The organism is Mucilaginibacter rivuli, assembly GCF_019391655.1.
Classification (GTDB): Bacteria; Bacteroidota; Bacteroidia; order Sphingobacteriales; family Sphingobacteriaceae; genus Mucilaginibacter; species Mucilaginibacter rivuli.
In genome coordinates, this window is sequence record NZ_JAHXPQ010000003.1 from 223,735 (window position 1) to 236,165 (window position 12,431).

Annotated in this window: 8 protein-coding genes; 2 read left to right on the top strand and 6 right to left on the bottom strand. The window is 42.3% G+C overall.

Annotated features, from left to right (window positions below):
* Positions 1-59 precede the first annotated feature (59 nt).
* Positions 60-1,343 (top strand): glycoside hydrolase 5 family protein, encoded by a 1,284-nt coding sequence (locus KXQ82_RS08270; protein ID WP_219487713.1) that lies wholly within the window; start codon positions 60-62, stop codon positions 1,341-1,343.
* 36 nt (positions 1,344-1,379) lie between these two features.
* On the opposite strand, the gene trxB is transcribed toward KXQ82_RS08270, so the two are convergent.
* The 6 genes from trxB to KXQ82_RS08300 all read right to left on the bottom strand — a co-directional run bounded on the left by trxB (position 1,380) and on the right by KXQ82_RS08300 (position 9,010).
* On the bottom strand, positions 1,380-2,336 hold the full coding sequence (gene trxB, locus KXQ82_RS08275; protein ID WP_219487714.1) for a thioredoxin-disulfide reductase: 957 nt from the start codon (positions 2,334-2,336) through the stop codon (positions 1,380-1,382).
* 110 nt (positions 2,337-2,446) lie between these two features.
* On the bottom strand, positions 2,447-4,606 hold the full coding sequence (locus KXQ82_RS08280; protein WP_219487715.1) for a TonB-dependent receptor: 2,160 nt from the start codon (positions 4,604-4,606) through the stop codon (positions 2,447-2,449).
* A 48-nt stretch (positions 4,607-4,654) separates the two neighbouring features.
* Positions 4,655-5,026 (bottom strand): hypothetical protein, encoded by a 372-nt coding sequence (locus tag KXQ82_RS08285; RefSeq protein WP_219487716.1) that lies wholly within the window; start codon positions 5,024-5,026, stop codon positions 4,655-4,657.
* Positions 5,027-5,089: 63 nt separating this feature from the next.
* Entirely contained in the window at positions 5,090-6,436 is a 1,347-nt protein-coding gene (locus tag KXQ82_RS08290; RefSeq protein ID WP_219487717.1) for a hypothetical protein, read from the bottom strand.
* A 53-nt stretch (positions 6,437-6,489) separates the two neighbouring features.
* Entirely contained in the window at positions 6,490-7,596 is a 1,107-nt protein-coding gene (dinB, locus tag KXQ82_RS08295) for a DNA polymerase IV (RefSeq protein WP_219487718.1), read from the bottom strand.
* 127 nt (positions 7,597-7,723) lie between these two features.
* Positions 7,724-9,010 (bottom strand): citrate synthase, encoded by a 1,287-nt coding sequence (locus KXQ82_RS08300; protein WP_219487719.1) that lies wholly within the window; start codon positions 9,008-9,010, stop codon positions 7,724-7,726.
* Between the two features lie 139 nt (positions 9,011-9,149).
* Here KXQ82_RS08300 and KXQ82_RS08305 point away from each other — a divergent pair, with 139 nt between their 5' ends.
* The gene (locus KXQ82_RS08305; protein ID WP_219487720.1) at positions 9,150-12,407 is read left to right on the top strand and encodes an ATP-binding protein; all 3,258 of its coding nucleotides are present in this window, start codon (positions 9,150-9,152) and stop codon (positions 12,405-12,407) included.
* Positions 12,408-12,431: the final 24 nt, after the last annotated feature.

The following is a 12,431-nucleotide window of genomic DNA, read 5'->3' on the forward strand; positions in this document are numbered from 1 at the left end:
GCAAAACCCATCAACTTAAAAGGTTTACCTGTGCTCTTGTTTTTTTCACCTTTTCGGGGATGACAGCCTTTGCTCAACACGTGTATGTGCGTGCGCTGGAGCACCACTTTATAATTGGCAGCAAAATCTACCAATATATTGGTGCAAACTACTGGTACGGTGGTTTGCTAAGCGTTGTAAAAGGCGAATCGGGCAAGAGGCGTATACAAACCGAGCTTGACTTCCTGAAAAACAATGGCGTAACCAACCTACGCGTTATGGTTGGCGCCGAAGGTTTAAGTACATACCCTTTCCGCGTGCCGGAATCCAACCAACCTGAGCAAGGGGTTTATGACGACAAGCTGATGATCGGCCTGGATTACCTGCTGCAGGAAATGGGCAAACGCAAAATGAAAGCCGTACTGTTTTTAACCAATACCTGGGAATGGAGCGGCGGCTTTGGCCAATACCTGCAATGGAACGGCTACGGCCCACAGCCCCTGCCAAAAACACCCGAATATAGCTGGGATAAATCAAAAGCATACATTACCCAATTTTTTAACTGCGATAACTGCAAGGCCGCACTGGATAGGTACATCAAACATATTATTACCCGCAAAAATACCTTCAGTGGTTTTAAATATGCGGACGACCCTGCAATTATGGCCTGGGAGCTCTGCAACGAGCCACGACCAATGGGTACGGCGAATACGCCTTTATATGTGCAATGGATAAGCCACACGGCGGCGCTCATTAAATCTATAGATAAAAACCACCTTGTAACCACCGGCAGTGAGGGTGATATTGCTACGGATAATAACATGGATGTTTACCAGGCCGTGCATGCCGATAAAAATATTGATTACCTTACCATCCACATCTGGCCAAAAAACTGGCAGTGGTTTAAGGATACATCGATAATTGCCGGCATGCCAACCATTATTAGCAACACAAAAAACTATATTGATAAACACGTAGCAGTTGCCCGAAAACTAAATAAGCCTTTAGTGATAGAGGAGTTTGGCCTGCCCAGGGATAAACATTCATTCGATATTAAATCGAGCACCAATTCGCGCGATGGCTATTATACCTATTTGCTGATGCAATGGCTGCAAAGTAAAAACAATCATGATGTAATAAACGGACTAAATTTTTGGGCCTTCGGCGGAATAGCAAGGCCTATACCCGGCCAATTATTCTGGAAACCAGGCGATGATTACATGGGCGACCCACCACAGGAAGAACAAGGGCTGAACGCTGTATTCGATTCGGATGTCTCGACGTGGAAGATCATCAGAGGTGCAGCGGGTATAAAAAGCAAGCCTGTTGTGGCAAGGCACGGCAACAAAAAAGCCTTTCGATAAAATATCGAAAGGCTTGCTAATTTTATATTGACTTACTTAGGCTGTTACCACATGCTCTTTAGCAGCCAGGTAACGCTCGGCTTCCAGGGCTGCCATACAACCTGTACCGGCAGCTGTAATGGCCTGGCGGTAAATATGGTCTTGCGCATCGCCGCAGGCAAATACACCTTCAACATTGGTTTGGGTAGAATCGGGATGGGTGATGATGTACCCGGTTTCGTCCATTTTAATCCAGCCTTTAAAAATATCAGTGTTAGGTTTGTGGCCAATGGCTACAAAGAAGCCCGTTACATCCAATACCTTTTCTTCCTGTGTTTTGTTGTTGAGGATACGTACACCTGTTACGCCGGTATCATTGCCGATGATCTCGGTGGTTTCACTGTTGTAAATGATCTCGATGTTTTTGGTGTGCTGCACACGGTGAACCATCGCTTTTGAAGCACGGAACTCATCGCGCCTAACCAGCATATATACTTTACGGCATAATTTGGCTAAATAGGTAGCTTCTTCGGCGGCGGTGTCGCCTGCTCCTACTATCGCCACATCTTGTCCGCGGAAAAAGAAACCATCGCAAACAGCACATGCCGAAACACCAAATCCATTATATTTTTGCTCCGAATCCAAACCTAACCATTTAGCAGATGCGCCGGTTGAGATGATCACCGTATCGGCAGTAATGGTTTTAGACTCATCAACTACAACCTTGTGTGGTAAGGATGAAAAATCGACCGAGCTAACATAGCCATACCGGATATCGGTGCCAAAACGTTCGGCTTGCTTGCGCAGGTCTTCCATCATTTCGGGGCCCATGATACCGTTGGGGTAACCCGGAAAATTATCTACATCGGTAGTTTGGGTAAGCTGGCCACCGGCAAGCAAACCTGTATAAACAACAGGTTTCATATCAGCGCGCGCAGCGTAAATAGCAGCAGTATATCCCGCCGGACCGGAGCCTATAATAAGGCATTTAATATGTTCAATTTCTTCAGACATTCTATTCGGATATAATGGGTACAAAGCTACATTTTTAACACCAGCAAGCCAATAGGTATTAGTCAACATAGTGACATTAATAGCTTACATGTTATCAACAAATGGAGCGTTTATAACACTTTTATTCTGATACCCGCGTTAACCACTACCCCATCCAGCGGCGCATAAATATCCCGGAAAACCGGACGCGTTATACTACCGGTATAAATGTTGTCCCAACGCGTTTGGCGGCGGTCGGTAAGGTTTTCGCAATTCACATAGATATCCAGGTGTTTCCACATTTTTTGAATAAGTAAGCCAAATGTGAGATAGTCCTTACCGATAGTACCATCATTCAATAATTGTTGCCCGGTGTAAAAAGCTTCCGCTCCTGCTCTAAAGCTGCCTTCAACCTCGTAGGTCAAATCAAAACTCACACGATTTTCTGGCGTTAATGGCTGTGTGGATGTGATGCCATTGTAATGCAGTTTGGTATCCGTATAGGTATAGCCAAGATAAATACCCAACCCATCGGCAGTAAGCTTGATATTGGTTTCGCCACCCCGGGTGTAAATATTACCGGGAGCATTAATAAACGTATTGTTTACCAAAAGGATGGGATGATCTACATAGGTGTAAAAAAACAACTGGTTAAAAGTAAGGTAGCAATCGCCAAGAGGGCCACGGTAAGTAACATCAGCATTGGCACCGTATGATTGCTCGGCTTTGGTTTGGGTGAATGATATGGGTTGGATATGTTGATAGCCATCGGCCTCGCTTACATCGTTAAATAAGGCTGGCATTTTATAGCCAAGGCCCCCACCTATTCGGCTGGTAAAATGCTCATTTATCTTAAACAAGGCATTAACGCGTGGTAAAACAAATATACCTTTGCCTTCTGCCGGGCTATTATAGTCCACACGCAAACCACTTTCTAATGAGAAAACATTATTTGCCTTAAAATTATTTTGACCGAAAACACCCAAAGTAGTTAAATTATAATTAAGATTATTGAGGGGTGCCTGTGCAGAAAAAATGTCGGTCAACAGGTTTACACCTGTTACCCAATTAGCTTTTTTACCGTTCCTTACGTAATTCACCTCGCTAAAGGACGACCATTGCGTACCCTTAAAAACAGAGCCGGGTTCCGCCAAACGGCGATCAAAATAACCAATGGTATTTTTTAAATTAATGCTGGCAGCAGCATCTATTGTATGGGTAAAGGATAGTTGTGTGCTGCTGCGATAGCTTTCATTCCGTTCAAAGTATTGGTGAGTATTATCGGCATTGCCGTTAATAAGCTGCACATCGCCGCCAAAACGGTTCTCGTAAGTGGTATTAAAACCTATCCAGCCTTTGTTATTGTCATCCAAATACAAAAACAGTTTTGGATTAACCGTGAATCGATTTGTTTGCGGGATAGCCGTAAAACCCGTTGCAGAAGGATCATAAGCACCATTATAGTTATACGAACCGAATACCGTTACCCCCGTATGCTTCCATTTTTGCGAGTAAAATACACTGGCATCTGCACCATTGGCACTGGTGCCATTCAATAAAAAAGTAAGCTCAGGTTTGGCAACGGGTGTTTTGCTGATGAGGTTTACGAGGCCCGCTATAGCGCCGCCACCGTATAGTGTTGATGCCGAGCCTTTAATGTACTCCACCTGTTTCAGATCCAGCGGACTGATCTGCAACAAACTCAAGCCACCCGAAAAGCCCTGGTACATGGGCATACCGTCTTTTAATAGTTGGGTATAGCGGCTATCCAAACCCTGTATGCGCACATTGGCCGAGCCGCTTACCGCGGATGTGGCCTGAACGGCAATACCCGTACTTTCCTGCAGCAGCATCTTGATATCTCCCGGGCGCATAGTTCCTTTTTCATCAAGCTCTTCGGCAGGCAGGGCTTCTATGCGTGTGGCAATATCGCTAAGGTTTTGGTTGGTACGTGTAGTTTGAATGGTTACTTCGGCCAGTTCGCCACCCTGTGGTTCAAGGTATATTTCGGTAACGCTATCCGGGTTTTTCATTGGGAATGTAATTCCCTTATCGGTTTTGCTATACCCGATATATGAAAAAACGATTTCGAAGTTCCCGTTAGGTACACTCAGTGTGAGGTGGCCTGTTGTATCGGTTGTAGTGCCGAGTTTTAGTGCGGCTATGTAAGCGCTGGCACCAATTAATGGCTGTTTGGTTTTATCATCGCGGATGATGGCGCGGAACGTGTTTTGGCCATAAGCCATAGTAATATATAGCAATGCGGGTAACAGCAATAGTAGCTTCTTCATTAAAATGATTTAAAGTGTAAAACGAAATTTAATTAATTCAGGATGTGCTTAACTGAGTGGAGGCCTGAACAATTCGTTTTGATAATCGGAGGTGTGGATGTTTTCGCGCTGCAACGGAAAAATTTTAAAGATAACCGGAAGGTGCAGCGCTATGGCATGAAGGCTAAAAAACACAATAGTAAGCGAAGTTGCCTGGTGTTGAAATTGTAAACCCGATTCGTCATGCGGGGAAGCATCGTGCTTATTATGCCCGAACAGCTCTTTGCCGTGCAGCAGGTAATCGCCAATAAAATCAATAACATCAGGGTCTTCCTTCACCACTTTGGTGTAGGTTTGGTACATACCCGGCAGATCAGCCGCGAGCGAGAAATCGCCCAAGGGCAATAACGTGCTACCTGCTAAAAACAGGCATGTTAACATTAAGCAGGCAACGCGGGTGAACATGGCGACAAATCTACTCAGACTTTCTGTAAAAAAGCTGATCTATTTGGCTTGTTCCAATAGATTTCCTTTTTCGCTAAAAAGCAGGTATTGGCCGTTAAATATATCATCCCGCTGCTTTTTCAATATATCATCAGGAATATTTGCAGCTTCATCGCCGCTATGGGCAAGTAATACCAACTTATTATCGGTTAATAACAACCAATGGCTTTCGCACAATAGTCCGGGTTTGTGATGTACTACCTCGAAATATATGGCCTGGGTAAGATCGTACCCTTTCAATTGATGAAGGTGATCGTGAACATATTTGTCATCTAACCAGGATGTTGTATTGAAAAAATATTGCCACGGAAAAATAATAGTAACGCCTTCCTTGTTGATACAATGGTCGAAAACAAAATTATGCCTGCCAACATACATTGCGATGGAGTCGCGGTGACGGATGAGCCTTTCTATGCTTTTCTCATCCTCAATATTAACCACCGCTTTTAAAAACATATTTTGGGGTAGCAACGTGCTCGATAAATAGCATTCATCGCCTCCATTGGCATTGTGCTGGGAAAAGGTAACACCAAAATTAGCTTTCAAAAAAGCTAAATTAACCGGATGATCATGAAACCAGTTATCATATTCGAATATATTCTTGGCAAATTTTGTATATATATAATTGGTAACCAGTTGAGGAAAATAGGTACCCTTCATACGCAGTCGGTTTGAATAATATAAACCGGGGTCGGTAACCTCAACAAAAAAGTTGGTGATCGACATGTCGTAGCTCTCAACTTTATTTACTTTCCAGGGCAGCATATAGTACACTTGCCTGTAACTTTCTATTTTAACAGTATCATTGTTTTTTCCAATGATGTGTATACCGCAAAAAGGGCCGTCGTCAGTCCAGCTATCATGCTGTAAAGCCTCTATGGCAACTTTAATTGTGCTATCAGAATAATATTTTTCAAATCTCCCTTTCCATTTTTTTGGCACCCACCCCGCGTGCAATGAAGTATCGTTATACGTTATAAGTGTTTGGGCAGATATATTAAAGTCTTTCCAGTTCAATCGTGGTTTAATATGTTGCGCACTCATCAATAACGATTGCAAAACATCCAGACTCACTTTTTTAATATACTTATGGCTTATTGCCATTTCTTTTTTAGCGTCGTCCTCGTGTTTATCGTGCCACATTGAACTTAACGAAAAATATTCCCGGTAACATATCCAATTACCGCCTTCGTTAAAAATACTATATTTAGCTTCGTGACCACCGCCCAAGCCGCCGCCCCGGTCAATCAGGTCGATCTTTTTTACATTATTAAGAACCAGTGTTTGTTGTGCAAAGCAAATAGTACTAATAAATAAGCACAGTATAAACAGGAATCTAAAGCGCATATTTTTGAAGTTTACATAAAGATACTTTCAGATATTATATTCCATAAAAAATCTTAAAATAACTCTAACTGCCCGTCAAACTTCTCCGGCCTTTGCCTTGGCATCACATCACCAAAATTAGAAGTTGAAACACCCAACAAACGCACCTGTTGCCCTTCTTTAAACGATGCTTCCATGAGTTTTTTGGCTGTTGCCGAAATAGTTTCAAGATCATCAATTGGCATTGGGAATGATTGACTACGGGTAATCTGTTTAAAATCGTGGTATTTTACTTTGAGCGTTACCGTACGCGCTTTTAGTTGGTTTTTAGTGATGCGATTGAACACGATGAGGGCTATTTTATCCAGTTCGGAGTTCATTTCTTCCAAAGTGGTAAGGTCATAAGCAAAAGTATCTTCGGCCCCGATAGATTTAGTTTCCTGATCGGGTTTAACAGCGCGGTCATCAATGCCGCGAACGATCTTGTAATAGAACCTGCCCGATTTGCCAAAACTACTTACTAATTCTTCTTCTGTCAGTCGTTTCAGATCTGCCCCGGTGTGCAGGCCCATGTTGCGCATTTTTTCGGCGGTCACCTTACCTACGCCGTAAAACTTCTCCACCGGCAAGGTTTCCATAAAGGCTTCGATACCTGAAGGGCCGATGAATTTGAGACCGTCGGGTTTGTTCATGTCCGAAGCTATTTTGGCTACAAACTTGTTTACCGACACGCCGGCCGAAGCGGTGAGGTTCAACTCATCTTTTATAGCTTGCTTAATCGCTTTGGCGATATCGATAGCCGAACCGATGCCCAGCTTATCGTTAGTTACATCAAGGTAAGCCTCATCCAGCGAAAGCGGTTCGATCAAATCGGTGTAGCGGCTGAATATTTCCCTTATTTTAACAGAAACCTCTTTATAGGCAACAAAACGCGGGAACACAAATATGGCATGCGGACAAAGCTGATAGGCTTTTTTAGATGGCATGGCAGAGCGGATACCAAATTTACGTGCCTCATAACTGGCGGTGGCCACAACCCCGCCCCTGCCTTGGTATGAACCACCTACAACAATGGGCTTGCCGCGATACTCCGGGTTATCCCGCTGCTCCACCGACGCGTAAAAAGCATCCATATCAATATGGATGATCTTTCGGAGAATGCTTTGTTGTTCGGTTTCCATAACAGCTTGTTCAAATATACAAGCTGAGTGGCTATTTATTCATCATCAGCCAATCATAAATTAGTAAACCTCTTAAACAAAAAATGCCCCCATTACCTGGGAGCATTTAATTATCTAAAGATATGGATTATCGTTTTTCAATATCAACATAATCCTGGTCAACAGCACCAACGTAAATTTGACGTGGGCGGCCAATTGGCTCTTTGTTTTCTTTCATTTCTTTCCACTGTGCAATCCATCCCGGTAAACGGCCTAATGCAAACAGTACGGTAAACATCTCGGTAGGGAAGCCTAAAGCGCGGTAAATGATGCCTGAGTAAAAATCAACGTTTGGATATAATTTACGCTCGATGAAGTAAGGGTCTTTAAGCGCAACTTCTTCTAAACGCTTGGCTATTTCCAACACCTCATCATCAATACCTAATTTCTCTAAAATATCATCGCAAGCTTTTTTGATGATCTTGGCGCGCGGATCAAAGTTTTTATACACACGGTGACCAAAGCCCATCAGGCGGAACGGATCGTTCTTATCTTTCGCTTTGGCTATCCATTTATCTGTATCGCCGCCATCTGCTTTAATTTTCTCCAGCATCTCAATAACAGCCTGGTTAGCACCGCCATGCAACGGGCCCCACAGTGCAGATATACCTGCAGAAACTGATGAATATAAATTAGCTTCGGACGAACCTACAATACGCACGGTTGATGTAGAGCAGTTTTGCTCATGATCTGCATGCAGTATCAACAACACATTCATGGCATCAACAACAACCGGATCGATCACTACATCTTCGGTACGCTGACCGAACGTCATGTGCAGGTAATTGGTAACGTAATCGTATTTATTTTGCGGATAAATTACCGGGTGGCCTAATGATTTTTTATAGATCCACGATACGATGGTCGTCATCTTAGCCAACAACTTGATAATAGTCAGATCAACATCTTCTTTAGATTGTACCGAGTTTAACGATTCAGGGTAAAATGCCGATAATGAACTGATCAAAGCTGTTAACTGCCCCATCGGGTGAGAGTTTGACGGGAAGCCATCAAAAAACTTCTTCATATCCTCGTGAATGAGGGTATGATGGTTGATCTTGGCTTGAAAATCTTTGATCTGATCTTTGCTGGGCAATGCACCATAGATTAAAAGATAAGCCACTTCTAAGAAAGAAGACTGTCCGGCTAATTGTTCTATGGGGTAACCTCTGTATTTCAAAATGCCAACCTCGCCGTCTAAAAACGTAATAGCGCTTTTAGTTGCACCTGTGTTTTTATAGCCAATATCCAAAGTAACATAACCTGTAAGGTCACGCAGTTTTGAAATGTCAATAGCCTTTTCATCTTCCGTACCTGTAATTACAGGCAGTTCATAGGTTTTGTTATCAATAATTAGTTGTACTGTTTGCGACATAGAAGTTGTTTGTATTCGCAAATGTAAATAAATCTGTGTATTTTTAAAGATTACTACAATTGGATTTGTAAAAATTTAATCGTTTTTTTACATGCCCTAAAAATAAACTGTTTTTTACACCAAATATTTCTGACTTTGCATGTTTTTAAACACAGATAAACTATCAAAAGCGCCCGATGACAGGGACTTTTACAGGTTATTTTTTATTATACTGTGCTTTGTTAACCTTGCATTTCATTACCTTTTTTTAAGTTTCACCCCACAATCTATCGATCCGCTTTGGCTGCGCGGGTTTAGCTGTTTAATTTGCCTTACCACTATCGGCGTTTCATACTTTGATGATAAGCGCGTTTACTTCATTAATGCTTACTTTTCTATCGCAGTTTTCCTGCTGGTAAATAACTGTTACCTGCTGGGTTTAAATAATTTTGTTGGCGAGTATTACCTCGGCTCGCTGGTATGTATTTTACTGGTCAGCTTTTTTTGCAGGCGCACTTACGAGTTTATTGCATTTAGCTGCCTGGTAGCCGTATGCTTTGCGGGTGGGTTCGCATTTAATATTGTACATGTTGATGCCCCCATATTGGTACCTGCCGTTATTATATTTTTAGCATTAACCTACATTTTATTTTACTATAGGCGAACGTATATAGTAAGGGGCATATTAATGCGCAATGATGTTCAATTACAAAAAGAAGAGCTTGAACAAGCCTATGTTAATTTGCATCAAAAAGTTTTAAACTTACAAAACCTCATCAGCGCGAACAGTAGTATTGTTTTGGCCTATGGTGAAGACAGGGTATGTAAAGATGTGTGGTACCCAAGCAATAACGTTTTAGAAAAAGATTTGGTTAGTATTATTGGTACTAATATTGATACCCTTGGCATACCACAAATAGCCAGTTACTTTAAAACTGCTGCAAAAACTTTAAGGCAAACGCAGTTTGAGTTTAATTCGTTTTTTAACAATAACCGTTGGTATACGGTTACCATTAACCCGGTTTTAGGCGAGGATAATAAACACAACGGCCATATTACCATTACACTGGATGATGTTACCGATGTAAAAGTAAGCGCTGCCAAGGTAAAAGAAAACGAACTGGTACTTTACAACGAACAAGTGGTTGCCAAAATGGGCAGTTGGTGGACGGATATTAACGGCCGCGATATCCATTGGTCTAACAACTTATTTTCAATACTGGAAGTAACCGATATCCCGGCAGAAAAATCAAAGCTGAATTATTATATCAGCCTGATACACCCCGAAGACCGCGACCATGCGCAGCATTACTTTAACACGTTGGCCAATAACCCGCTTAATGAGTTAGAACATCGCTCCATTACACCGAAAGGAAATCTTAAATATTTTAAGGTAGTTAGCGGTTATCCAGTAAAGGATGATAAGGGTAAAATTGTAAAAGTTGCCGGCATTGTGCAGGATGTTACCGAAAGTAAAATAGCCAATAAACTAATACGCCAAAGTCAGGCCGAATTGATGGAAGTACAGGCTATTGCAAAAATTGGTGGTTGGAAATGGGATATTACCTTGAACGATATTCAATGGAGTGATGAGATATACCATATTTATGAGTTTGACAAAGACGAGGTAAGGCATGACGACCACTTTAAGCTATTACTATCGCAAGTACACCCCGGCGATAAAGCGATGCTTGCCGCAGCGTTTAAAAACCCGCTTAAACTTACCCGGGCAGTAGTTGAGTATCGCATAATTACCAAAGCTGGCAAAATAAAATACCTTAACCTTATTATAGGTAAAACGCTTAAAAAAGACGGTATTATTAAAAAGATAATTGGCACGCTGCAAGACATGACGGAGCGTAAGAAAATTGAATTTGATTTTGAACGTGCCGAAAACAAATACAAAAACGTATTAGAAACCATTAACCTGGCCGCGGTTACCCTAAATAAAAACGGCGATATTGTATTTTGCAACAAGCACCTTGCTGATATTGTAGGGTACGAGCGCAGCGAGCTGCTGGGCATGAACTGGGTTGGAAACTTTGTTCCCGAAATTTTGCGCGCACAATTCAGGGGATGGTTAGAGACTGATAATTTTTACGCGCAGCATACCAGCCCTATTCTTTGCCGTAATGGTAAACAGCGCGTTATTAACTGGAAAAACACAGTTACCCACGATGAGTTTGGGACCATTACCGAAACCACCAGCATTGGCGAGGATATTACCGAAATTAAGAAAGCGCGCGAAGCCTTAATTATGGCAAAAGAGAATGCCGAAAAATCATCACGGTTTAAATCGGAGTTCCTGTCCATCATGAGCCATGAGATACGTACACCAATGAACGCGGTTATTGGTACCACTAACCTACTATTGCAAGACAATCCTGCTCCAAACCAGTTGGAATACCTGCACACTTTACAATTTTCGAGCAATAACCTGCTCGAACTGATTAACGATATTTTAGATTATAATAAGATAGAGGCCGGTAAACTGGAGTTGTATAAACTGCCATTTAACATTAGTAAGTTAAGCAGCAACCTGCTCAACTCGTTCAGTACAAGGGCCGAAGAGAACGATACTAACCTTGAACTGGTTTTTGATAAAAATATACCCGTTAACCTTATTGGCGATCAATTGCGCCTGGGCCAGGTACTTAATAATTTATTAAGCAACGCGGTTAAATTCACCAAAAATGGTACAGTTTACTTAAAGCTGGAATCGCAGCAGGTTAAGTTTGATAAAGTGCAGGTTAAATTCACCATTGCAGATACCGGCATTGGCATAGCTCCTGAAAACCTCGAGAAAATATTCGATCCGTTTACGCAGGAGTTTCAAAGTACCCAGAGCGATTATGGGGGCACCGGGCTGGGCCTTGCCATTACCAAGCGCCTGGTTGAATTGCATAACAGTACCATAAACATTGTAAGCGTACCCGGCGAAGGCACCGAATTTAGCTTTACCATTGTATTTGAAAAAGCAAATGTGGATGAGCACACTGAAAGTGAAGCTCAATCAGCCAAATCACAGGAAGATAGCAACCTGAAGGGTATGCGCGTGCTGCTGGTTGATGATAATAAAATGAACCTGCTGATAGCTACCAAATTTTTAAAGAACTGGCAAGCCAACGTAGAACATGCATCGAATGGTAAAATTGCTGTAGAGATGGCAATGGCAACTAACTACGATGTTATTATTATGGACCTGCAGATGCCGGTTATGGATGGCTTTGAGGCAGCATCCATTATTAAGCAAACCCAACCCGAAATACCTATTATAGCGTTAAGCGCGGATGCGATGCCCGAAACACACTTAAAAGCAGTTAAGTACGGCATGGAAGATTACCTCACCAAACCTTTTGTACCCGAAATACTCTTCAGCAAAATAATGAAGCATTATAAAGGGTATGAAGTGAATTGAGGTGCCGGGCGCATAGCGTTTGTT